Genomic DNA, 25,145 nt, shown 5'->3' on the forward strand with positions numbered 1-25,145 from the left:
GAGAGTCTTTGCCTCACCTGATAACGGCTGCCGAAACAGGAGTCGAAAACGTGAGGGCCATGATAAGGCTTGTCTACGAGAATGCCAGGATTCACGGAGGAAAAGAGCACAGAAAGAACCATCTCAGCCCATTTGACATTTTAGGTATAGCTTACAAGTAAAAGATGAACGACTGATTTTTAGAACCTTGACACTTTCAGCTTTTGGTAGGGCACCAACTGGAAAATAAAGGAATAGTAAATGATTATCACTTAAGCTAAATTACAATCATTCACTAGCTTGACGGCTATGGGGAAGCTGCGAGACTCCCGTGGGAGAAAGGAGATAGGCGAGATCCCACAGGGCGTTAGCCCGAGGAAGCTCGCCACTCCCCCACAGGAAAGCGAGTTGCTTCCCAGCCACCCCTGACGCTCAACCTAGGCAACGAACCCAGAAACATCTCGAAACTGAGTCTTCAAGTATAGGGTGCTTATGTGGAAGTGAGAAGTTGTTCTTTGCAGGAGTAGTTTTGTGGTACAATAAGCTAGGACTAAGATTCATGGGGGACGCTTATGATTTTGTATTATATCATCGCCATTGGTCTCATTATCCTTGATCAATGGACGAAGTGGCTGGTGGTCACAAAAATGGATATCGGTGAAAGCATAACGGTCATCGAAAACTTTTTCTACTTGACCTCTCACCGGAATCAGGGAGCTGCCTGGGGAATACTACAAGGGCAGATGTGGTTCTTTTATATCATAACGGTGATTGTCATTGGATTTGTCATTTATTATTTACATCAATATGGAAAAGAAAGTCGTTTTGTAGGTGTAGCTCTCGCGTTTATTCTTGCTGGGGCGATTGGGAATTTCATTGATCGCGTATTTCGTAAGGAAGTCGTCGATTTCGCCAATACGTACATTTTCACTTACGACTTTCCTATTTTTAATGTAGCGGACTCTGCTCTTGTCGTCGGTGTGATCTTTGTCATGATTGCAACATTCGTTGACGAGCGCAGAAAGAAAGGAAGTTTGAAATCTTGAGTGAACACTATAAGGTTACAGAAAACGATCAGTCGAAACGGATTGATAAATTACTAACAGAGGTTATCGAAGAAGCCTCCAGGTCTCAAATTCAGGGATGGCTGAAAGACGGCATTGTCTTCGTTGATGATAAAGCTGTGAAGAGCAATTACAAGGTGCAGGAGGGTGATACGATCACTTGGCATATTCCTGAGCCTGAACCGATGGATATCCTCCCCGAGGACATTCCGATTGAAATTGTGTATGAAGATGAAGATGTGATTGTCGTCAATAAACCATCCGGCATGGTGATTCACCCGGCGGCTGGCCACTATTCCGGAACACTTGTCAATGCTCTATTATTCCACGTGAAGGATTTATCTGGAATCAATGGAGTGGAGCGTCCGGGAATCGTTCATCGGATTGATAAAGACACGAGTGGTCTACTGATGGTAGCTAAGAATGATCTCGCTCATCAATCGCTCGCTGAGCAACTCTCGAAAAAGACGGTAGAACGTAAATATGAAGCGATTGTCCACGGGGAAATTCATCATGAATATGGTACCATTGATGCACCGATTGGAAGGGACCCTAAAGATCGCCAAAGGATGGCTGTGGTCGATGGCGGACGTGATGCGGTCACCCATTTCCGCGTGCTGCGTCATTTCACTGATTTCACACTGGTTGAATGTAAACTGGAAACAGGGCGTACGCACCAGATCCGTGTGCATATGCGTTACATCGATCATCCACTAGCGGGTGATCCGAAGTACGGCCCTCGTAAAACTTTAGACCTCAATGGTCAAGCACTGCATGCTAAATCCCTTGGATTTGAGCATCCGAGAACAGGTGAATGGAAAAAGTTCGAGGTCGAACCTCCTGCGGAATTTAAAGAGACTCTGAAGTACCTGGAAACGAAAGAGGTATAAAAAGTCATTGACAAACCTTACAGGGAGTGTCATACTTCCATATAGAATATAAAGACCTTTAAGAACAGTCCCGTGAGGCTGAAAAGGTGACGGTTGTGCACAGGATACGTGTACGAAAACCCCTTTTCTGCCCTTATGTGGAAAAGGGGTTTTTTTGTCACTGATCTTATGGAAACAAGGAGGACTCAATTATGAATGCAAAAGCGACTGTACTTGATGATGCAGCGATCCGTCGAGCATTGACCCGGATCTCTCATGAAATCATAGAAAAAAATAAAGGAATTGAGGATCTCGTCCTTGTAGGAATTAAAACCCGTGGCGTTCCGATCGCTCAGCGCCTTAAGGATAAAATCCAGGAGATTGAAGGAGCAGATCTTCCCGACGGGGAGCTGGATATCACGCTTTACCGCGATGATTTGACTCCTCAGGAAAATGGAGCGGAACCTCAATTGAAAGAAACGAACATTACGGCTGATATCGATGGGAAGAAAGTCATCCTCGTCGACGATGTTCTTTATACAGGCCGAACAGTGCGTGCCGCAATGGATGCACTGATCGACCACGGACGCCCGAAAGAAATCCAGCTGGCGGTTTTGGTAGACCGGGGACACCGGGAACTTCCGATCCGAGCGGATTATGTCGGGAAAAATGTTCCGACTTCTCAGGAAGAAATCATTACCGTCACTTTATCTGAAACCGATGAAGCGGACGAAGTGAAAATTTATGAAAAATGAATGAAGAGTAACCTTTAATGGAAGTCCCGTGAGGCTTAAAAGGTTCGTAAGGATACGTGTGTGTCTACACGTCTACCTCTTTGCGTGCTTTTTAAGCGCAAAGAGGTTTTTTTATGTGAAAATCTCAAGGGTTCCACTCAGTTCACTACCCTCACACAAGAGGAGACATCAAGGAGGAATTCGATATGAAACAACATAAAGCAGCACTCGACGTTAATGAAGTACCAGCACTAAATAAATGGCTCGTTCTAAGCCTTCAGCATCTGTTCGCCATGTTCGGCGCAACAATTCTCGTTCCTTTTCTGACCGGATTATCCCCATCGGTCGCTCTCGTATCCAGCGGGTTCGGAACGCTTGCTTACCTGCTCATTACAAGAGGGAAGGTACCGGCCTATCTGGGATCGAGTTTCGCCTTTATTGCACCAATTATTGAAGTTTCCAAATCCAGCGGCGTTGCGGGCGCGATGGTGGGAAGCTTCCTAGCCGGTCTCGTCTACGGCTTAGTTGCCCTGCTTATCTCCATTTTCGGAACAAAGTGGCTCATGAACCTGCTTCCTCCGATTGTTGTAGGGCCGGTCATCATTGTCATCGGTCTCGGATTAGCATCAACAGCTGTGGAGATGGCGATGTACTTGCCGGGTCAGGAAGAAAACATCTACAGTGGCACCCACTTCATGGTTGCCCTTGTCACTCTGGCGATTACGATTATCGCATCGATCTACTTTAAAGGATTCTTTTCCCTGCTGCCGATCCTTTTCGGAATTGTCGGCGGATATGCGTTCGCTATGACTCAAGGAATTGTAGACACGAGCGGGATCCAAGAAGAATGGACCGCAATAACCACAGCAGGTTCGTTCACGGGCGCCATAGCCGCTCTCTTCCAAGCTCCTGATTTTCTTGTCCCATTCGTTGACTTTTCACCACTGGAAGTGATCAGCTGGGAAATCGCCTTTCTGATGGTTCCCTTTGCACTCGTCACGATTACAGAACATACGGGTGATCAAATGGTCTTATCGAAAGTTGTAGGAAGAAACTTTTTGAAAAATCCAGGACTGGACAAATCCATTCTTGGTGACGGAGTGGCCACATTCATCGCCTCCTGCCTAGGAGGACCACCGAACACCACGTATGGGGAAAATATTGGAGTGCTCGCGATTACCCGGGTGTACAGTGTGTTCGTCATCGGAGGTGCGGCAGTCATTGCCATCGTCTTCGGTTTCATCGGCATGGTAATCGCGGTCATCAGTTCGATACCGACAGCCGTCATGGGCGGTGTGTCCATCTTGCTCTTCGGGATCATTGCCTCCAGCGGCCTGCGTATGTTGATTGATAATCAGATCGACTTTGGTGAAAAGAGAAACTTGATTATCGCCTCTGTCATCCTCGTCATCGGGGTAGGCGGTGCTTTCGTCCAAGTGACGGAGGAAGTACAAATCGCAGGAATGGCGCTTGCTGCCATCATTGGTGTCGCGCTCAACTTGATCCTTCCAGGTAAAGAAAAAGGACACGGAAATGGGCAGATGTTTGAAGCACCTGAACTCGAACAACAAAACAAGAAAGATCATGTAGCATAAACCAACACTAGATTCACGTTTTAAATGAGTCCCGAGAGGCTCAAAAAGGTGCACTAGGGATGGGCTCGTTTTTCATGCGACGAGTTCAGCACCCCCAGACACCTGGGGGTGCTTTTTTTCTCCTTAGTCCCCGTTACATTAAAAATAGGAACGGAGAGATGAACATGACCGCTATTCGATCCAAGAGGAATTTGCTTTCCATCAAACAGCTGAGGAACGAGCAAATCCATAACCTTCTTTACTTAGCAGAAAGACTGGGAGATCCCGCAAACCGTCCTTCTTTTCCGGGACATTTCGCTGCCAATCTTTTTTTAGAACCAAGCACACGTACAAAAACGAGTTTTCACATAGCCGAAAAGAAATTGGGTTTCGATGTCGTTGAACTGGATGGGGTCGATTCGAGCTTGACGAAAGGGGAAAGCTTGTATGACACGTTAAAGACATTAGAGTCGATCGGCGTGGATCTAGCTGTCGTCCGGCAATCCGAAGTCGGCGGCTTGACGGCATGTACGGAAGGATTGGATATGCCCCTCATCAATGCTGGGGATGGCTGTGGGGAGCACCCGACACAATCCCTTCTGGACTTGTACACCATCCATGAACATTTTCAAAGTTTCAGAGGATTACATGTATGCATTGCGGGAGATCTGAAACATAGCCGGGTAGCAAGGTCCAATGCCTACGCACTAAGACAGCTCGGTGCCAACGTATCATTTGTCAGTAAACCCGAATGGCAGGATCCTACAATGACAGAGGACTACATCACGATGGACGAAGCCGTCGAAACTTGTGATGTCCTGATGCTACTTCGGATTCAACATGAACGCCATACGAACCATGGTGAAACAGGAAGTTACCTGAATCAATATGGGCTGACGGTCGAAAGGGAGGCACGAATGATGAATCACAGCATCATCCTTCATCCAGCTCCGGTGAATCGCGGGGTGGAAATCGATGAGAGACTCGTCGAATGCGAAAAGTCAAAGATTTTCAGGCAAATGACAAATGGAGTAACGATGCGGATGGCTATCATCCATGCACTCATGAAAGGGGAGCTTTAAATGAAAAAGAAGATCATCAACGGTCAGGTGTTTACGGATCATAAATTTGAAAGATGCGAGGTTTTGATTGAGGACAATATGATTGTTGAAATAGCTCCTTCGGTAGGAGAAGCGGATGAGGTTATTGATGCTAAAGGGGGCCTTGTTCTGCCGGGATTGGTCGATGTGCATATCCATTTACGCGAACCTGGAGACGAACAGAAAGAAACCATCCGCACAGGTACAGAAGCTGCAGCTCGCGGAGGCTTCACCACGGTATGTGCCATGCCGAACACAAAGCCTGTGCCTGATTCCGAAGAGAACATGAAAAAATTAATGGAGAAGATCAAGCAGGATGCATCGGTGAGAGTGCTTCCTTACGCTTCGATTACCACTCGTCAACTTGGAAGAGAGCTTGTTGACATGACAACCTTATCACAAATGGGTGCTTTCGCCTTTACTGATGATGGAGTCGGCGTCCAGACGGCTGGCATGATGTATGAAGCCATGAAGGAAGCGAGCCGTCTGAATAAAGCCATCGTTGCTCACTGCGAAGATAATTCACTCGTGTACAAAGGCGTCGCCCACGATGGTGAAGTAAGCAAAAGGCTCGGTCTTCCTGGGATTGCAAACATTGCTGAGTCCGTACAAATCGCGAGAGATGTGTTGCTTGCAGAAGCGACCGGCTGTCATTATCACGTATGTCACGTATCAACGAAAGAATCGGTAAGGGTTATCCGGGATGCGAAGAAGGCCGGGATTCATGTCACGGCGGAAGTGACCCCGCACCATTTGGTTCTCAACGAAACGGATATCCGTGAAGACGATGCCTTTTTCAAAATGAACCCGCCGCTTCGTTCTAACGAAGATCAGGAAGCGCTCATCGAAGGTTTGATAGACGGAACCATCGATTTTATTGCGACAGATCATGCTCCACACACGGAAGAGGATAAGAAAGAAGGCTTCCTTTACTCGCCATTTGGAATCACAGGTTTGGAAACTGCCTTTCCTCTCTTGTACACCCACTTCGTAGAAAAGCATGGAATTCAGCTGGAGCGTCTCATTGAGTGGCTGACAAGGAAGCCTGCAGAGACTTTCGGACTCCCTTATGGAACGTTGGAAAATGGGTTGGCAGCAGATATAACGATTGTGGAAGTGAATCATGAACGGATGATCGATCGTCACAGCTTTGCTTCAAAAGGAAAGAACACGCCTTTCCATGGCTGGAGAGCAAAAGGATGGCCGGAGTTAACGATGGTAGACGGAAGAATTGTATGGGAGGGGAAAACGCATGAAACAACTCGTGCTTGAAGATGGAACAGTATTTGTAGGTGAAGGATTCGGAAGTGAACGGGAAACGGTCGGTGAGGTCGTTTTTAACACAGGAATGAGCGGCTATCAGGAAGTGATTTCTGACCCGTCTTATTATGGGCAGTTGATCACCTTCACGTATCCACTCATCGGAAACTATGGCATCAATCGCGATGATTTTGAAACCGTAAATCCTGGAGTATTCGGGGTCATTGTAAAAGAACACTGTGATTTTCCTTCTAATTTTCGTAATGAAGAAACGATCGATGAATTTTTGAAAGCGAAAAATATTCCAGGCATCAGCGACATTGATACGAGAAAGCTGACGAAAATCATCCGCCAGCATGGAACGATGAAGGCGATGATCACTTCATCCGAGCGTTCGGTCTCTGAAGTACTCAGCATATTAGAGGCTACTCCGCTATTGAATGACCAAGTGAAACAGGTATCGACGGTGAAGCCTTATGTCGTTCCGGGACGAGGCGAACGGATTGTCCTCGTGGATTTCGGAATGAAACACGGTATTTTAAGGGAGTTCACGAAGCGCGATTGTCATGTGACAGTCGTTCCTTATCATACTTCAGCAGACGAGATCCTAAGACTGAAACCGGATGGCGTCATGCTCTCCAACGGTCCTGGTGATCCAAAAGATGTTCCGGAAGCGATCCAAACGATCCGTGAACTGATCGGTCAGGTACCTATATTCGGGATCTGTCTTGGGCACCAGCTGATTGCTCTCGCTTCTGGTGCAGACACTTCTAAAATGAAGTTCGGACACAGAGGAATCAATCAGCCTGTAAAAGATTTGGATACAGGAAGAACCTATATCACTTCACAGAACCATGGCTATGCTGTCAATCTCCATTCCTTGGAACAGACCGACCTGCGCCTTTCCCAAGTTTCTTTGAATGATAACTCCGTGGAAGGGCTGAAACATAAGAACCACCCGGTTTTCTCTGTGCAATACCACCCGGAAAGTTCACCGGGACCGGAAGATACAGCTCACTTATTCGATGAATTCTTGAAAATGATCGATCACCACCAGAAGACAACGAAGGAGGACTCCCAATGCCTAAGCGTACAGATCTAACCAAAATTCTAGTTATCGGATCCGGTCCGATCGTCATCGGCCAGGCGGCTGAATTTGACTATTCCGGCACACAAGCATGCCAATCTTTGAAAGAGGAAGGGTATGAAGTCATCCTTGCGAATTCGAATCCAGCAACGATCATGACCGACCATACCTTCGCCGATCAAGTTTATATGGAACCACTGACGCTTGAATTCCTGCAGAAAATCATCCGTAAAGAAACCCCTGACGCGATCCTTCCGACACTGGGGGGGCAGACGGGGCTGAATATGGCGGTAGAGTTGAGTGAATCTGGCATTCTCGAAGAATTTGATGTGGAACTCCTAGGGACTCCGCTTGATGCCATCCAACAAGCCGAAGACCGTGAGAAATTCCGTGCCTTGATGCATGAGATGAACCAACCTGTACCTGAGAGTGAAATTGTCAGCACGGTAGAAGAAGCATTGGATTTTGCAGAGACCATAGGCTTTCCTGTCATCGTCCGTCCTGCATACACGATGGGCGGCGCTGGTGGAGGCATGTGTGACGATGCCGCTCAGTTGAAAGAGATTGCTAGAAGTGGACTGGCTGCTTCTCCGGTCAGTCAGTGCTTAATCGAAAAAAACATTGCCGGCTTCAAAGAAGTAGAGTACGAAGTGATGCGTGATGGTGCAGACAATAAAATCGTTGTTTGTAACATGGAAAACTTTGATCCTGTAGGCATTCATACCGGGGATTCCATCGTTGTAGCCCCTTCCCAAACGCTCAGTGACCGGGAATATCAAATGCTGAGAAACGCCTCATTGGAGATTATCCAGGCGCTCCAAATTGAAGGCGGATGTAATGTCCAGCTTGCTCTCGATCCCAACAGTTTTCAATATTACATCATCGAAGTAAACCCAAGGGTCAGTCGTTCATCAGCACTCGCATCCAAGGCGACCGGTTATCCGATTGCAAAACTCGCAGCCAAAATCGCTGTTGGAATGACGTTGGACGAAATCAAGAACCCGGTCACCGGTACGACTTATGCGTGTTTTGAACCAGCGCTCGATTATGTCGTAACGAAAATCCCACGCTGGCCGTTCGATAAATTTGCCAAAGGAAACCGTACACTTGGTACGCAAATGAAAGCGACCGGTGAAGTGATGAGTATCGGCAGAAGCTTCGAAGAATCCCTACTGAAAGGGATCCGTTCGCTTGAAGGAGATACAGAAGAGCTATATCTCTCTTATGCCGAACATATGAAAGAGGAAGAACTCTCAAGAAGATTGAGAAAAGCGGATGATGAACGGATATTCTTAATCGCAGACGCTTTAAGGAGAGGTTATTCCATCGAAAGCCTTCATGAAATGACAGGGGGCATCGATCTATTCTTCCTTTATAAATTGCAGCGAATTATACAGCTTGAAAAGCAAGTCGCCAGAGGGGAAATGGATGCCTCTTTACTACAAAAGGTGAAGAAGATCGGCTTTTCTGATGCTCAGATTGCACGGTTGACTGAACGGACGGAAGCAGAAGTGAGGGAATGGAGAAGAAGTCACGGCATCCGCCCCGTTTACAAGATGGTCGATACGTGCGCTGGTGAGTTTGAATCCGAAACGCCTTATTTTTACAGCAGTTATGAAGATGAAAACGAAGCCATCCCAAGTAGCAATAAAAAAGTGCTCGTCATCGGTTCTGGTCCGATCCGCATCGGCCAGGGAGTCGAATTCGACTATGCAACCGTACATTCTGTCCTTGCTCTGAAGGAAATGGGCTATGAAGCCATCATTATGAACAACAACCCGGAAACGGTCTCCACAGACTTCAGCGTTTCTGACAAGCTTTATTTTGAACCGTTATCGCTTGAAGATGTAATGAATGTTATCGACCTCGAACAGCCGGAAGGAGTCATCGTCCAGTTTGGAGGTCAGACAGCCATCAACCTCGTCGACGGACTGACGAAAGAAGGCGTTCGGATTTTAGGTACAACGATGGAATCGATCGATAAAACAGAAGACAGGGACTTGTTCGAACAGCTGCTCAACGATTTGAACATCCCTAAACCAGGAGGGGAAAGTGTCAAAAGCGCAGAGGAAGCATTCCTTGCTGCTGAAAAGATCGGCTATCCGCTTGTCGTGAGACCTTCTTATGTCCTGGGCGGCCGTGCGATGGCGATCGTCTATTCCAACGAAGAGCTCTCTTCTTACTTGGAAACGAATGCAGCCGCACACAATGGTCACCCCATATTGATTGACAAGTACATGACGGGAATGGAAATCGAAGTCGATGCCATCTCGGACGGGGAGGATGTTTTCATCCCGGGGATTATGGAACACATTGAACGGGCCGGTGTCCACTCCGGAGACTCCATGGCGGTTTATCCGACTCAGAGGCTGACGAAAGAACTTGAACAACAGTGTATCGATGCAACAATGAAGATCGCCAGAGAGCTGAATATGAAAGGGCTCATCAACATCCAGTTCGTCGTTTACAAAGGGACCGCCTACGTCCTTGAAGTGAACCCTAGAGCAAGCCGGACGGTACCTTTCCTGAGTAAAATCACCGGCGTACCGATGGCGCGACTTGCGACGAAGGTTTTATTAGGCAAAACGTTGAAAGACGAAGGGTACACATCCGGGGTCGCTGCAAAGCCAAATGGTGTCTATGTCAAAGTGCCAGTGTTCTCCTTTGAAAAGCTTAGAAGTGTTGATACGACACTCGGGCCTGAAATGAAGTCGACCGGTGAAGTCATCGGGTATGACCAAACATTAGAAAAAGCCCTTTACAAAGGAATGACATCAGCAGGGTTGAAGATACCGACACAAGGGTCTGTTTTGTTGACCGTTGCTGACAAAGATAAATTAGAGATGCTGGACATTGCGAAGACATTTTTTGAGCTGGGCTTTCGATTGTTCGCCACAGAAGGAACAGCATCAGTCATTGAAGAAGCTGAGATTCCTGTGGAAGCGGTAGGAAAAGTGGGTTCCGACCAGCGTGATGTCATCGATCTGATCCAACAAGGAGAAGTCCAATTCGTCGTCAACACGCTCAACAAAGGTATGCGTGCAAGATCCGATGGATTCAGAATCCGCAGAGAAGCGGTCGAACATGGACTCGCCTGCTTAACAAGCCTGGACACGGCCAAAACCATTGTCGATGTCATCAATGCGATGTCCTTCTCGGCACGTGCAATCACACCGATGGAAGGAGTGACAGGATGAAAAACGAATGCATGACCATTCTTAAACACGAGAAGGTTGCGAGAGATACGCACCTTCTCGTGCTGGAAGGAAATCTGGTACATGACATCATGGATCCCGGTCAATTTGTCCATATAAGGATCGATGGCTTCTACCTGCGGCGCCCGGTGTCCATTGCAGATTATGACCCTGCAAAGGAAACCATGACTTTAATTTATAAAGTCATGGGAGACGGGACGAAAGCGTTGACGAATCGGCGGGTCGGTGAGCAATTAGATGTGCTTGGCCCTGGAGGTCAAGGGTTTCCGACATCACAAATTCATGCTGACCATGCTCTGATTATTGGTGGGGGGATCGGAGTGCCTCCACTTTACAGCACGGCGAAAAAGTTGAAAGAGAACGGAGTAGCCGTCACAAGTATTCTCGGTTTCAGATCCAGGGAGGATGCCTTTTTACTGGATGAATTCAGAGCTCTTGGAGAAGTCCACGTGACGACAGAAGATGGATCATTAGGAAGGAGCGGCCGTGTAACGGATGCTCTTCCTTGTGTGAAAAAAGACTACCAGCACTACTTATCCTGTGGTCCGACGGTCATGTTGAAAGCAGTGGCTGATCATCTTCCTGATAAAGAAGGATATTTGTCTATGGAAGAGCGGATGGGCTGTGGAATCGGTGCTTGTTTTGCCTGTGTCGTCGAATCGAAAGACGAAAAAGGGTACAAGCGCATCTGTTGTGATGGACCTGTATTCAAGGCAGAGGAGGTCGTCTTATCATGAATTTATCTGTGAAACTACCAGGTTTGAATTTGAAAAATCCCGTGATGCCGGCCAGTGGATGTTTTGCATTCGGGAAGGAATTCGCTCAATTTTATGATCTTTCCAAGCTTGGAGCTGTCATTATGAAAGCAGCTACGAAGGAACAGCGCTTTGGAAATGGCACACCAAGAGTAGCGGAGACGGCAAGTGGGATGCTGAATGCGATCGGCCTGCAAAACCCTGGTGTGGAAAGCATCATTTCAGACGAAATTCCTTTTTTGAAAAATCATCACCTCCCGATTATTGCCAATGTCGCTGGGAGTACGGTGGAGGAATATGTAGAGGTTGCCGAACGAATCTCTTCCTATGTGGATGCTATTGAATTGAACATCTCTTGTCCGAATGTCAAAGAGGGAGGTGTGCAGTTCGGTACCGATCCTGCCTTAGCGAAAGAAGTGATCCGACATGTCGTCGATGTGAGCGTTGTGCCCGTCTATGTGAAGCTGTCACCAAATGTGACCGACATCGTCGAAATGGCGCTAGCGGCTGAAGAGGCGGGAGCATCCGGACTTTCCATGATTAATACACTGACAGGAATGAGGATAGACCCTAAAACCCGAAGACCTGTCATTGCAAATGGAACAGGAGGTCTATCCGGAGCAGCAATCAAACCGATCAGCATTCGGATGATCCATCAGGTTTATCAAGCTGTAACGATCCCGATCATCGGCATGGGCGGGATTGAAACAGCCGAAGATGTATTGGAATACCTCCTTGCCGGTGCGAGTGCCGTGGCGATCGGAAGTGCGAACTTTAAAAATCCTTTCATCTGTAAAGAAGTGATCGAAGAATTGCCCCGTACTCTTTCACGCTACGGTTTTTCAAGCGTAGAGCAAGCGATTGGAGGTGCTCATGATGAAGAAGTTGAAACCTCTCTACTTCGCTCTTGATTTCCAAACGGGAAATGAGGCCCTGGACTTTTTGGAGCGGCACCAACTTACGGGCATCCCGGTTAAAGTGGGTATGGAGCTTTTTTATAAAGAAGGTCCCAGCATCATCCATCAATTGAAAGAAAAGGGGCACGAGATCTTTCTCGATTTGAAGTTGCATGATATTCCAGAAACGGTCCGTCGTGCGATGAGAGGTCTTGCAGGCATGAACGTCGATGTCGTGAACATCCATGCCCAGGGCGGGGAAGAAATGATGAAAGCCGCGAAGATTGGTTTGCAAGAAGGGGCGCAAGATCACATTCCTGTCTTATTAGCTGTCACCGTCCTTACCTCTTCTGATCAAAAGATGCTGGAGGATGAGCTGTTGATCGACCACCCCTTGGCTGATGTAGTCAAACACTATGCAGGACGTGCAGAGAAATGTGGTGTGGATGGTGTCGTTTGCTCGGTCGAAGAGGCCGAAATCATTAAGAAACATACCGCGCTTGCTGCTTTGACCCCTGGTATCCGTCTTGCAGGTGGAGCACATCATGATCAGAAACGTGTCGCTACCCCTGAAAAAGCTCTGGAAAACGGTAGTGATGCGATGGTTGTGGGAAGAGCAATTCGAGATGCAGAAAAACCGCGAGAAATGTATCGGAAAATAAAGGAGGCCTTTCAACATGGGTCAATCAACACTCATTCGTGACTTGCTTCAAATAGGAGCAGTTAAAATTGAAACTGATAACTACTTCACTTGGACATCCGGACTAAAGTCTCCGATTTATTGCGACAATCGTTTAACGATGTCCTACCCTGAAGTAAGAAGAAGCATTGCACAAGCATTTGTTAAGAAGATCGAGGCTCTCGGGCCCATAGATGTCATCGCAGGGTGTGCAACAGCAGGTATTCCCCATGCAGCCTGGGTGGCGGACCTTCTGAACCTTCCCATGGTTTATGTCAGGTCTTCAGCCAAAAAGCATGGAAAAGGAAACCAGATTGAAGGTCACATTGAAAAAGGTCAAAAAGCGATTGTCATTGAGGATTTAATTTCCACAGGCAAATCATCCATAGAAGCTGCAGAGGCACTTGAAAACGAAGGTATCGAAGTGGTTGAAGTGCTGTCGATCTTCACTTATAATCTTCAAGCGGCTCAAGATGCGTTCACAGGTAAAAGCTATTCGTATCAATCCCTGGCCAGTTATGAAGAGCTTCTTCAGCAGTTACTCACTGAAAACCAAATCAACAAAGAGCAGGAAAAGCTGTTGATGAAGTGGAGACAGGATCCTTATGTTTTTACGAACTCTTAACAGATAGAGGAGTTGCTATTTTCTTAGTCTCCTAGTACGATGAAATCATCAAAGCGTATTGGTGATGTCAATGAAATCAAAAAAACATTCTTTTTTCATACTCATGAATGCTTCGCTCGGCTTATTGACCTGTTTTGTCTACTTATATACGTGGGTGGCATTCGCATTTATGGAGTCCATGTGGTCCTTGGAACCTTTATTGAGTTTAGTCGCTTCCCTCGCTTTATTCATTTTGTGGAATGTTTATATGCTGAAGCGTGAAAGCCGAAGGTATTGGGCACAAGCAATTTTTTCTTATCTTGCATCGATAGCGGTATTCGCATATTTTCTAACCTAAAACCACGATTCAATCGTGGTTTTTTTAATACAATGACATCAAGGCAATCCATGAATTATTATTGATAAGCTCCCTATTCTTGAAGACTCAGTTTCGAGACTTTTGTTGAAGTGGATGGGGGCGGAGGGGAATAGCTCGCTTTCCGCTGGAGCGCGGTGAGCCTCCTCGGACTGCGTCCTGCGGGGTCTCACCAAGCACTTTTTTCCCGCAGGAGTCTCGCCATTCCCCTCCGCCCCTTTGCCATATAAGTATCTCGAAACCACTTCCAAAATAAAGCTGCTTCATGCACATCGAATTTGGAAGGAATCAATGACTAAAGTAGCTATTCTGCATATGGAAAGCTTGTTATAGAGCGTTTTTTCCTATACCAACAGAGTAGTGGAAGACAGCCTCTCTCGTTAATGGGGTTCGTTTCTCACCTATATCGAATGGGGTGGTTGGGAAGCTGCGAGACTCCCGTGGGAGAAAGGAGATAGGCGAGATCCCGCAGGACGAAGTCCGAGGAAGCTTGCCACTCCCCCACAGGAAAGCGAGTAGCTTCCCAGCCACCCCTAACGCTCAACACGGCAAACGAACCCCGAAACATCTCGAAATCAAGTCTTCCACAATCCTGCCATTTTGCTAAATAAGTAAATAGCAAATAAAAACAATCAGGTAAAAGCTGAAGAAAGGCAGGTTTCCCTTTTGACAGATGGGAGAGAGCGCTCTATAATTTATCTCTATCTATACTATCCTTACTCAAGTAAGGGAAAGGGTAAGTAGGATGTCCGTACATATAGAGAAGTGATCATTTATTTTATAGATGGAATCGATATGCCACATGAAAAACATAAGAGAGGAGGAGATATTCAATGTATGAAATAGGAAGACAATCGTATTGGTTGAAGAGAATGCTGGCGTCAGATCCCGGGCACAAACGGCTGCAGCAGGCAGGAAAAGCGACGCTCAGTGTGATTTCGGCTGTTTTCACTACCTTACTGGTATTGAACCTGTTCGGACAGGATCCGCTTCTTCCAGCTATTATTTCAGGTGTCTGTGGGCTGCTTGGCATCATGGCAGTTATGGATGATACCAAAAAGGAAAAACAGGGGACAACACTTTTGCTTCCTTTATCGGCTATCTGCGGAGTGACGCTAGGTTCTCTGCTTTCATGGAGTGCCGTTCTCGTCTCCACGTTAATGATCTTGATCATCTTTTGCAGTTTTTATTTTTCTAAATTCGGTAGTCGTTATTTTTCTTTAGGTATGATCGGTTTTATTACCGTTTATTTTTCTTCCTTTTTAAAACTTCCTCCAGCACAATTCCCTTGGTTTTACGGTGCGATTTGTATAGGCATCAGCTACGCTTTTCTATATAATTTCATCATTTTCCGAGATACTGCACAACAGCTTAAGCGTAGTGTCCAATCTTTTCATAGGCAGGCGAACCTGACTTTCGAACTGTTGGCAGAAGTCGTTGAGGATCCTGATATCAACCAGATCCGTTCTAAAAAATTGACGGAAAACGTGAAAAAACTGAGGGATTATGCCAATCACGTTTCCACAGACTTGAACTCACAGAATATTAGGGACGTCTGGCCGGGGGTTCGTACGGAACAATTACGGTTATATGTGTTCGATACGGCGATGTTCGTAATGACCCTTTCGGATAGTTTGGAGAAATTGAAAGAAAGAGGAGCGCTTGAGACAGAAGAACTGCGTTCAATTCTCTCCCGCCTCATTCTTACGTTGAAAAAGGCAGAAGTTCTTAAAATGGAACAGGAAGAGAAGCACCTTGCTGAAGCCGAACGTGTGATTCTTTCTTTAAGAGATATAATTGATAAAAGGTTTGGTGAACATGAAACGAGGCCTGAGGGGTGGCTGTATCTGCTCCGCAGAATTGAGGCGATCGCTACGCATGTGACGGAAGGAGCCCTCGCCATTAAATACAGTGGCGAAGACGTCCCCGGTGATGAATGGTCTGAAGAAAAGGAAGCAGCAGAAGAGGAAGATGAAAATAAGGGGATGGAGGCTTCAACGAAAAAGGCGATTCAATCGGTGATTGCCGGAACGATCGCAGTGATTGTAGGTCATTTGATTTCTCCTATACAGCCGTACTGGGTTTTGTTAACGACATTTATCGTCCAATTAGGGACCCCGACCGTTGGGCGCACATATCTGAAAGGTTTGGAAAGGTCGATCGGGACGGTAGCAGGAGCCATTATTGGTTTCTTTTTGGCAAAGTCTGTGTCAGGGCAGTCTGAACTGGAAGTTGGTCTTATCTTTGCGGTCATCTTTTTTGCTTTTTATACGCTTCCTGTGTCCTACACTGTGATGAGTATGTTCATCACAATGCTCATTGCTTTTATGTATGACCTCATGTTGGGAGGGATCAGTTATGCCTTGCTCCTTGCCAGGGTGGTCGATACCATTGTAGGAGCAGGCATCGCACTAACGGCTGCCGCATTCATTTTCCCTACACGAACGCTGGATAAAATGAAGGAGCAGCTGGTGGAGTACTTAGAGGTTCTCGAGGATTATGTCTTGTCCTACATTCAAAAATTCCGCCGTTCAGAAAGTATGAAGGGACTGGCGGATCTCGCTTTTCAGATGGATGAAAAGATTCAGCTGCTTGAAGAAGATGCAAAACCAGCGCTGCAGAGACCCGGAGCTAATAAATACTCAGGTATTCCTAGGTTACTGATGTCGTTTACCGCTATCAATTATTATGCGAAACAGCTAGTGGCATCTACGTATCAAAAGGATTTTCATCATTCCGAAGAAATCACGCAGGCCCTTAAGCGGACCGAAGAGGTTTACAAGCACAACATTCGCACAATCATGGCAGTCATGAATGGGGAAGCAACGAGTGGACAACTGTTTAAGCTACAACATGAGCGGGAAATGATTGAGCGGTTTGCACCAGGACACAAAGAAGGACAGGGGGATATTGTCCACCACCTGTTTTTTATTTGGAAAATCAATCAAGCTTTGCTTGTTGTCGGAGAAAGAATGGGACTGGAGACAGTGGAACGTTTGGAAGGTTAAAAACAGCACGTGCGATTTCGCACGTGCTGCTTTTCGTTTATCTGTTACGGTCGTAAGGACCTTCGCCAGCTTTGGAGATTGTAATTCGTTCTTCTCCCGTAGCTGGCTGAACAGCATCTCTGCTCTTTTTCGGATTACGTTTTGATTTTGAATTCTTTGGCATACCAGCAACCTCCTTGATCTGATTCAGTTGCCTTTATATTATTTGTTCTTTGCATCTAAGGTATGTAAAAATCCCTGTGCCATTTATAGGCACAGGGATTCTTGTTCAGTCTTTTTTCTTTAACCGTTTGATGAAGGCCGCATCTGGTGTGACGAACAACGTCTGTTGTTGGTCATACGTTACGAATCCTGGCTTTGCTCCTGACGGCTTTTTCACATGACGTATCCGCGTGTAGTCCACCGGAACCGAGGAGGACTTGCTTGATTTACTGAAGTTTGCAGCAAGCTGTGCGGCTTCAAACAACGTATCTTCGCTCGGTTCTTCATCTCGGATGACCACATGGGACCCAGGAATATCTTTGGCATGCAGCCATATATCCATTTTGTTCGCCATCCGGTTCGTCAAGTATTCGTTCTGTTTGTTGTTTCTTCCTACGTAAATCAATGTTCCATCCGTCGATTCAAAACTTTCCGGCTTCGGCTTTTGCGGTTTGTTTTTACGATTCCCTTTCGCCGCCGGCTTTTTCTTCAAATAACCTTGCTCACGCAGTTCTTCCCGAATTTCTTCGATATCTTCTTCTCTTGCTGTTTCGACTTGTTGAATGAGACGATCGAAATAAAGGATTTCATCTTCTGCTTTCTGGATTTCCTTTTGTACAACTTCTTTGGATTTCTTCAGTTTTGCGTACGTTTGAAAATAGTTTTGTGCATTTTCACTCGGTGTTTTATTAGGGTTGAGTTCGATCGTCATTTCTGACTGGTCGGGGTCGTAGTAGTCAACGACCGTCACCGATTCATCCCCTGTTTTGACCATATGCATGTGAGCGGTCAAAAGTTCGCCGAGCTTTTGATACTCTTCCGCGGATTCGGATTTCTTCAGTGTCGTTTCGTGTTTCTTAATTTTACGTTTGTTTTTATCCCGTTCATTCTTCAAGAAACGGTGGAGATCTCCTGCTTGCTGTTTGACACGGTCCCGCTCAGCTTTCCCAGAATAATAATCATCCAGCATCACACTGACGCTATCGAATTTTTCAACATCATCTGAAAAAGCGTGCAACGGAATAACGTAAAACTGCTCTTTTTCTCCCCGATGGATCTGTGGATCATACTCATGGTTGAGGATGATTTCTCTAATCTCCCGGTAAGCTTCCTTCACGGCTTGGGAACCACCGAGTCCGGCCCGATGGACAATTTCCTTCGTCATCATTGGTGAAAAACCCATTACCACATTCAGGATTTGTTTATCCATCTTGCCTGAGTTAAAGTCCAACTTCCTGATGAATGCTTCTGGTTCAAGATCAACAGGGTTGATTTTCCCTTGTTCCGGTGGGAGTTTATAGGGCTGGCCGGGCATAATCGTCCGGTGCCGGTTTTGGGAAGGGGGCAGATGCTTGATGCTGTCGAGCATATGTCCTTCTTCTTCGTCGACAAGCAGGATGTTGGAGTGTTTACCCATCACTTCAATAATGAGTGTTTTCATTGTTTCATCGCCCACTTCGTTGCGGGTCCGGATATGAAACTTCACAATTCTTTCCATGTCCACCTGTTCTATTCGTTCAATAAACCCTCCGACCAAATGTTTCCTGAGAAGCATACACAGCATCGGTGGTTCTTTAGGATTATGGTATTGATCGTCCGTCAAATGGAAGCGAGCATAGCTTGGGTGTGCGGACAACAATAGCGTGTGTTTTTTGCGATTGGAACGGACCGTAAATACGAGCTCCGTTTCAGTTGGCTGATAAATTTTCATAATACGTCCGGACTGGATCGTTTCATTCAATTCCTTCGTGATCGCCCGGGTTACAATTCCGTCAAAAGACATCGTCTTCACCTCTCTACTGTTAGAAGTATAGCATGAGTAAAGCTCGTTATTCTAAGATTTTTCATCAGGGAAAGCCAAACATTCGCAACACCATCCAACATTTTGCTAAAATAGGTGTTGCATTCATTTTACATACAGGTGATGATCTTATTGTTAAAAAGTATGACAGGTTATGGGAAGAGTACGGTGGAAGTCGGTGAAACAAAGGTTCATGTGGAGATTCGGTCGGTGAATCATCGTTTTTTGGATATAACAACCAAGATGCCCCGTTCATTACTGTTTTTGGAGGATCGGCTGAAACAAGTCGTCAAAGGCCGAATATCCAGGGGTCGCGTTGATATCTTTGTAACGATCGAAGGAGAAGAATTGTTTGAAAAGAAAATCGATGTCAATTGGGAAATTGTCGATCAATATTTAGTCCGCTTGAAGGATATACAGCGCCGCTACGATTTGACGGGGGATATATCTATTGATATGGTATCCAAGTTAGACCATGTTTTTTCGGAAAAAGAGATAGAAACCGATTCGGATGAGTTGAAAATGGCTTTATTAGAGGCCATGGATGATGCTGCCACACAACTGGTAGAGATGCGGATGAAAGAAGGTCACGAATTATATGAAGATCTTGAAAAACGCATCGCAAAAGTGCGGTCATGGCTGAGCAGCCTGGACGAAAGGCGGCCGATGGTAATCGAAGAGTATAAAGAGAGGATTCGGACCCGTGTGGAAGAATACACGAAAGAACAAATCCGGACCGATGAAACAAAAATCCTCCAGGAAGTCGCTTTGCTTGCAGAGAAAGGGGACGTCACCGAAGAGTTGACGAGACTACAGTCGCACTTCATCCAATTTGAAGACATCCTTTCGATTGATGAGCCTGTAGGAAGACGACTCGATTTCATTGTGCAGGAAATGCACCGTGAAGTGAATACGATCGGATCGAAATCCAATGACGGCAAAATGACTGAGATGGTTGTGAATTTGAAAAGCGAGATTGAAAAGGTGAAAGAACAAGTACAAAATGTCGAATAACAATTGTGTTTATGCCTAGTTTTTTCATATAATAGAGGTAGTCATGAAAGTGCTTGGTCAGAAGAAGGAGGAGTCAGCTTTGAGCTTGAAATTAATCAACATCGGTTTTGGAAACGTCGTATCTGCGAATCGTATTATTTCTATTGTTTCGCCTGAATCCGCTCCGATCAAACGTATCATCACGGTCGCCCGTGACAATAATAAATTAGTAGATGCTACATATGGCCGCAGAACGCGTGCGGTCATTATTACAGATAGTGATCATGTCGTCCTTTCAGCCGTCCAGCCGGAAACCGTCGGACAGCGTGTCATCAGTAACGACGAGATCTCAGATGAAAACTAGGAGGACTTTTTGCAGTGATTGATCAGAAAGGTATTTTATTCATCCTTTCCGGCCCATCAGGTGTCGGAAAAGGAACGGTACGTAAAGCATTATTCGAACAGTCGACAGATTTGCGCTATTCTATATCCATGACGACTCGTGATCCACGTGAAGGTGAAGTGGACGGCGTCGATTATTTTTTCAAATCGAGAGATGAGTTCGAGAAATTAATTAGTGAAGGCCAATTGATTGAACATGCGGAATATGTGGGAAACTATTATGGGACACCCCGTCAATACGTAGAGCAGACACTGAACGAAGGCAAAGATGTCTTTTTGGAAATTGAAGTCCAGGGAGCTCTCAAAGTAAGGGAGAACTTCCCTGAAGGCGTGTTCGTCTTTTTGATTCCACCTTCTTTGGAAGAATTGAAAGACCGGATTGTCAATCGTGGCACAGAAACGGAAGACAAAGTGAAAAACCGCTTGAAAGCAGCGAAAGAAGAAATTGATATGATGGATGCGTATGATTATGTCGTCGTGAACGATCAGATTGACAATGCTGTAACGAAAGTGAAATCGATCGTTGCCAGTGAACACTGCAAACGTGAACGTGTCGCCCATCAATATAAAAAAGCATTGGAGGATGAATAATCATGATGTTAGAACCGTCCATTGATTCCCTACAGAAACAAATCAAATCCAAATATACACTCGTAACGCTGTCTGCAAGAAGAGCGCGTGAATTGAAACAAGGAGCAGCGCCTATGATCGATCATCCGACATCCCACCAGCAAGTGGGCGTGGCGCTTGAAGAAATCCGTGATGGCAAATTGAACTATATTGAAGCGGATGAAATCCAAGAACGAACAGAAACCACATAAGAACATCGAAACGACGTAGGAAAAGCCGCGCTTCTTCATTGAATCAGCGCGGCTTTTCCTACGTGTTTTAGTGCCAACATTTTTTAAGCAAAGGGGTCTCTTTAGATGTTGAATGGAAAAAAGATCGTCTTAGGAGTATCAGGTGGAATCGCCGCCTATAAAGCAGCCGCTTTAACAAGCAAACTCGTCCAAGCAGGGGCCGTTGTTAAAGTAATCATGACTGACAGCGCGCAAAAATTTGTAGCCCCGACTACTTTTCAGGCTTTGTCCAGACAGCCTGTTTATACCGATACCTTCGATGAACAAGATTCTTCTCAAATCCAGCACATCGATGTCGCTGACTGGGCGGACCTCTTCTTAATCGCCCCCGCGACGGCAAACGTGATCGGAAAACTCGCGAATGGTCTCGCCGATGATATGCTCTCGACGACCTTACTTGCGACCGAGGCACCTGTTTACATCGCTCCGGCCATGAATGTCCATATGTACAGTCATCCGGCTGTTATGAAGAACTTAAAGCAGCTGGATGACTGGGGCTTCCGGTTTATCGAGCCCGGGGAAGGTTATCTTGCATGTGGCTATGTAGGGAAAGGACGGCTGGAGGAGCCTGAATCGATTGTCGAAGTGCTCCGGAAAGAATATCAACGGTCTCAGCCTCTTAAAGGTAAAAAAGTACTCATAACCGCAGGCCCTACCCGCGAGCAGATCGATCCGGTACGTTATTTCACGAATCCATCGACGGGTAAAATGGGGTATGCGTTAGCGAAAAAAGCGAAACAACTTGGCGCTGAAGTGACACTTATTTCAGGGCAGGTAGCCTTAGGACCTCCAGCTGGCGTGCATGTGATCCAAATTACGTCCGCTCAGGAAATGTATGACGAAGTGTTGAAAGCTTATCCTGATCAAGACCTTGTCATCAAGTCGGCAGCGGTCGCCGATTATCGTCCGAAAATAACGTACGATCAAAAGATGAAGAAGAAACCAGGGGACTATGTCGTTGAGATGGAGCGGACGAAGGATATTCTCATGGAACTTGGAGATCGCAAAGAACATCAATACTTAATTGGATTTGCTGCAGAAACGACAGATGTGGAGAAGTATGGTAGACAGAAGATGGATAAAAAGAACCTCGATGCCATTGTCATTAATAATGTATCCGAAGAGGGTTCAGGGTTTGGAACCGACACCAATGCCTCCTTGTTTATTACCAAACGAGGAGAAGAAATGACATACCCGTTGATGAGCAAAGAGGAGCTCGCTGAAAACATTCTCATGGTGGCCAGTGGTGAGATGGAGAGTGAACCCCTTTGATTGCAAACGTAATCGTTGATGTACCCTCGCAAAATACGAACCGTCCTTTCGATTATGAAATACCCGAAAAGTTTGAAGGGATCGTTCAGCCGGGTGTTCGGGTGATCGTTCCATTTGGTCCACGCAAAATCTTAGGGTATGTCGTAGCTCTTTCAGAAACAAGTTCCTTTTCGTCCGTGAAAAAAATAACCGATGTCCTTGATGTCATCCCAACGTTGACCGAAGAACTTCTCCAACTCGGAAAATGGTTATCAAAAAACACTCTGAGCTACTATATTTCCTGTCTGCAGGTCATGCTCCCACAGGTGATGAAAGCTAAATATCGCAAAGAGTTGTGGAAGCTGACCGAAGAACCCCTCGGCTCTGAACTCGACCCTTTATTTGATGGACGAGCGGTTGTGGATTTTGAAGAATTCGAGAAGTCGGGCATCGGGTATCATACTCTCCGCAAACACATGAATGATGGAGACGTTGATGTCCATTATGAAGTGAAAAGCCGGGAAACGAAGAAGACAATGACGATGGTCCAACCTAATTTAAATCCGATGGAATTAGAGGCGAAGCTTGAAGATCTATCCCCGCAGGCGAAAAAACAGCGCACCATTGTCGAGTATTTCCTCGAGTATCCGGATGCGATAGAAAAGAAGAGGCTTCTGGATGTGCTATCAACTACACCTGCCTCTTTGAAGCCGCTCATCGAACAGGGGGTTATTAGTGAATTCAAGCAGGAAGTTTTCAGGGACCCTTATGGTGATCGCGACTTCGAACGTACGCAGCCGTTCCCTCTGACAGCAGAACAGGAAACAGCTATCCAGCCGATCCTTAAGACCATCGAAGAAAACGCCCATGATGTTTTTCTTCTTCATGGAGTGACCGGTAGTGGTAAAACGGAAGTGTATTTGCAGTCGATCCAAGAAGTAATTGATAAAGGCGAAGAAGCCATCATGCTTGTGCCTGAAATTGCTTTGACCCCGCAAATGGTTGAACGGTTCAAAGGAAGATTCGGCTCAAAAGTGGCCGTCCTTCACAGTGCTTTATCAGCAGGGGAAAAGTACGACGAATGGCGGAAGATCCAACGCAGGGAGGTTCAAGTCGTTGTCGGAGCAAGGTCTGCGATCTTTGCTCCGTTTACGAACATCGGCTTGATCATCATCGATGAAGAACATGAAACGAGTTACAAACAGGAAGACCGGACACGTTACCATGCGAGAGATATTGCCATTGAGAGAGGGAAAACCCACCAATGCCCTGTCGTTTTAGGTAGTGCCACACCGGCTCTCGAAAGTTATGCCAGGGCTGTCAAAGGCAATTATCAGCTGTTGACCATGAAAAAGCGGATGAATGAGTCGGTGATGCCGGCCGTGGATCTCGTCGATATGAGAGAGGAACTTCATAACGGAAACCGTTCCATGTTTTCCATCATGTTGAAGGAAAAAATCGAAGAAAGACTTTCCCGCGGGGAGCAGGTCGTGCTTTTTCTGAACAGACGAGGCTATTCGACCTTTGTCATGTGCAGGGATTGCGGCCATGTCAGTGAGTGCCCGCACTGTGACATTGCGCTTACGTTTCATAAGAGGCAGAATCGTTTGAAATGCCACTATTGTTCCCATGAAGAACCTATGCCGACAGAATGTCCCGAATGTGAAAGCAAAACGATCCGTTATTTCGGTACAGGGACTCAAAAAGTGGAAGAAGCGCTTCAGGAGTTAATCCCGGAAGCACGCGTGATCCGCATGGACGTCGACACGACAAGAAGGAAAGGGGCACACGAACGGCTCCTGAAAAAGTTCGGAGAAGGACAGGCGGATATCCTCCTTGGCACGCAAATGATTGCTAAAGGCCTGGATTTTGGAAATGTCACCCTTGTTGGTGTACTCGCTGCCGATGCGCTTCTCAACCTTCCTGACTTCCGTGCATCAGAAAAAACGTTCCAATTAATCACACAGGTAAGCGGAAGGGCAGGAAGACATGAGAAGCCTGGAGAGGTCGTCGTTCAAACGTACACACCGGAACACTATAGTATTGAATTGGCCAGCCAGTATGATTACGAACAATTTTTCAATGAAGAAATGAAACTGAGGAAAGCTTTCCGCTATCCTCCATACTTCTTCTTGACACTTTTCACTATTTCACATCCCAACCAATTGAAAGTGCAGGAAGTGACACAGAAAATCACCATGTTCATGCAGCAGAAGCTTTCAGATCAATCCTATGTTCTCGGGCCTACTCCTTCTGCGCTCACCAGGATCAATAATAGATATCGCTATCAATGCATGATAAAATACAAGAAGGAACCTGAGCAGCGAAAATTCGTTGAACGGATATTGCACTATTACGAAGATGAAATGAAACAAGAAAATGGTTTGCAGATTACGGTGGATTTCCAACCGTATCAGCTGATGTAAGCAAGAAGGGA

General features: G+C 46.2%; 21 protein-coding genes. 19 read left to right on the forward strand and 2 right to left on the reverse strand.

All coding sequences use genetic code 11. The annotated features are described in order from the left end of the window. Positions 1–551 precede the first annotated feature (551 nt). The 13 genes from lspA (at position 552) to BLS23_RS19230 (ending at position 17,200) form a co-directional block, all read left to right on the forward strand. Complete coding sequence (gene lspA, locus BLS23_RS19165; RefSeq protein WP_089654621.1) at positions 552–1,025, forward strand: signal peptidase II; 474 nt, start codon at positions 552–554, stop codon at positions 1,023–1,025. Beyond that, complete coding sequence (locus BLS23_RS19170; protein ID WP_089654622.1) at positions 1,022–1,933, forward strand: RluA family pseudouridine synthase; 912 nt, start codon at positions 1,022–1,024, stop codon at positions 1,931–1,933. Before lspA ends, BLS23_RS19170 begins: the two co-directional genes overlap by 4 nt. A 191-nt stretch (positions 1,934–2,124) precedes the next feature. Then, a complete protein-coding gene (gene pyrR / locus BLS23_RS19175) occupies positions 2,125–2,667 on the forward strand; it encodes a bifunctional pyr operon transcriptional regulator/uracil phosphoribosyltransferase PyrR (protein ID WP_089654623.1) in 543 nt (180 codons plus the stop codon). A gap of 185 nt (positions 2,668–2,852) precedes the next feature. Next, complete coding sequence (locus BLS23_RS19180; RefSeq protein WP_089654624.1) at positions 2,853–4,241, forward strand: solute carrier family 23 protein; 1,389 nt, start codon at positions 2,853–2,855, stop codon at positions 4,239–4,241. Positions 4,242–4,405: 164 nt separating this feature from the next. Further along, on the forward strand, positions 4,406–5,302 hold the full coding sequence (locus BLS23_RS19185) for an aspartate carbamoyltransferase catalytic subunit (protein WP_089654625.1): 897 nt from the start codon (positions 4,406–4,408) through the stop codon (positions 5,300–5,302). After that, positions 5,303–6,592 (forward strand): dihydroorotase, encoded by a 1,290-nt coding sequence (locus BLS23_RS19190; protein ID WP_089654626.1) that lies wholly within the window; start codon positions 5,303–5,305, stop codon positions 6,590–6,592. Continuing rightward, complete coding sequence (locus BLS23_RS19195; RefSeq protein ID WP_089654627.1) at positions 6,573–7,682, forward strand: carbamoyl phosphate synthase small subunit; 1,110 nt, start codon at positions 6,573–6,575, stop codon at positions 7,680–7,682. Before BLS23_RS19190 ends, BLS23_RS19195 begins: the two co-directional genes overlap by 20 nt. After that, positions 7,661–10,864, forward strand: a complete 3,204-nt coding sequence (gene carB / locus BLS23_RS19200) for a carbamoyl-phosphate synthase large subunit (protein WP_089654628.1) — start codon at positions 7,661–7,663, stop codon at positions 10,862–10,864. The genes BLS23_RS19195 and carB overlap by 22 nt, the downstream gene beginning before the upstream one ends. Next, positions 10,861–11,619, forward strand: a complete 759-nt coding sequence (locus BLS23_RS19205; RefSeq protein WP_089654629.1) for a dihydroorotate dehydrogenase electron transfer subunit — start codon at positions 10,861–10,863, stop codon at positions 11,617–11,619. Before carB ends, BLS23_RS19205 begins: the two co-directional genes overlap by 4 nt. Then, a complete protein-coding gene (locus BLS23_RS19210) occupies positions 11,616–12,548 on the forward strand; it encodes a dihydroorotate dehydrogenase (protein WP_089654630.1) in 933 nt (310 codons plus the stop codon). The genes BLS23_RS19205 and BLS23_RS19210 overlap by 4 nt, the downstream gene beginning before the upstream one ends. Next, the gene (gene pyrF, locus BLS23_RS19215; RefSeq protein ID WP_089654631.1) at positions 12,514–13,236 is read left to right on the forward strand and encodes an orotidine-5'-phosphate decarboxylase; all 723 of its coding nucleotides are present in this window, start codon (positions 12,514–12,516) and stop codon (positions 13,234–13,236) included. The genes BLS23_RS19210 and pyrF overlap by 35 nt, the downstream gene beginning before the upstream one ends. Further along, entirely contained in the window at positions 13,211–13,837 is a 627-nt protein-coding gene (gene pyrE, locus BLS23_RS19220; RefSeq protein ID WP_089654632.1) for an orotate phosphoribosyltransferase, read from the forward strand. The genes pyrF and pyrE overlap by 26 nt, the downstream gene beginning before the upstream one ends. A 1,188-nt stretch (positions 13,838–15,025) precedes the next feature. Continuing rightward, positions 15,026–17,200, forward strand: a complete 2,175-nt coding sequence (locus BLS23_RS19230) for an FUSC family protein (RefSeq protein ID WP_089654634.1) — start codon at positions 15,026–15,028, stop codon at positions 17,198–17,200. A gap of 37 nt (positions 17,201–17,237) precedes the next feature. On the opposite strand, the gene BLS23_RS22170 is transcribed toward BLS23_RS19230, so the two are convergent. Both BLS23_RS22170 and BLS23_RS19235 read right to left on the reverse strand, forming a co-directional pair. Further along, positions 17,238–17,363 carry a hypothetical protein gene (locus tag BLS23_RS22170; protein WP_258871051.1) on the reverse strand — a complete coding sequence of 42 codons (126 nt, stop codon included), beginning with the start codon at positions 17,361–17,363 and terminating at the stop codon, positions 17,238–17,240. Between the two features lie 105 nt (positions 17,364–17,468). After that, positions 17,469–19,184, reverse strand: coding sequence for an Rqc2 family fibronectin-binding protein (locus BLS23_RS19235; protein ID WP_089654635.1), 1,716 nt, complete (start codon positions 19,182–19,184; stop codon positions 17,469–17,471). A 141-nt stretch (positions 19,185–19,325) separates the two neighbouring features. Between BLS23_RS19235 and BLS23_RS19240 the strand changes: the two genes are divergently transcribed. From BLS23_RS19240 to priA, 6 genes are all read left to right on the forward strand, one after another. Next, positions 19,326–20,216 carry a YicC/YloC family endoribonuclease gene (locus tag BLS23_RS19240; RefSeq protein ID WP_244157281.1) on the forward strand — a complete coding sequence of 297 codons (891 nt, stop codon included), beginning with the start codon at positions 19,326–19,328 and terminating at the stop codon, positions 20,214–20,216. Positions 20,217–20,295: 79 nt separating this feature from the next. Next, positions 20,296–20,559 (forward strand): extracellular matrix/biofilm regulator RemA, encoded by a 264-nt coding sequence (gene remA, locus BLS23_RS19245; protein ID WP_027954142.1) that lies wholly within the window; start codon positions 20,296–20,298, stop codon positions 20,557–20,559. A 14-nt stretch (positions 20,560–20,573) separates the two neighbouring features. After that, positions 20,574–21,188, forward strand: a complete 615-nt coding sequence (gene gmk, locus BLS23_RS19250) for a guanylate kinase (RefSeq protein WP_089654637.1) — start codon at positions 20,574–20,576, stop codon at positions 21,186–21,188. Positions 21,189–21,190: 2 nt separating this feature from the next. After that, positions 21,191–21,418, forward strand: a complete 228-nt coding sequence (gene rpoZ / locus BLS23_RS19255; RefSeq protein WP_089654638.1) for a DNA-directed RNA polymerase subunit omega — start codon at positions 21,191–21,193, stop codon at positions 21,416–21,418. Positions 21,419–21,523: 105 nt separating this feature from the next. Further along, positions 21,524–22,729 (forward strand): bifunctional phosphopantothenoylcysteine decarboxylase/phosphopantothenate--cysteine ligase CoaBC, encoded by a 1,206-nt coding sequence (gene coaBC, locus BLS23_RS19260; RefSeq protein WP_089654639.1) that lies wholly within the window; start codon positions 21,524–21,526, stop codon positions 22,727–22,729. After that, positions 22,726–25,134, forward strand: a complete 2,409-nt coding sequence (priA, locus tag BLS23_RS19265) for a primosomal protein N' (protein WP_089654640.1) — start codon at positions 22,726–22,728, stop codon at positions 25,132–25,134. The genes coaBC and priA overlap by 4 nt, the downstream gene beginning before the upstream one ends. Positions 25,135–25,145 lie beyond the last annotated feature (11 nt).

It is taken from the genome of Halobacillus aidingensis (genome assembly GCF_900104185.1).
Classification (GTDB): Bacteria; Bacillota; Bacilli; order Bacillales; family Halobacillaceae; genus Halobacillus; species Halobacillus aidingensis.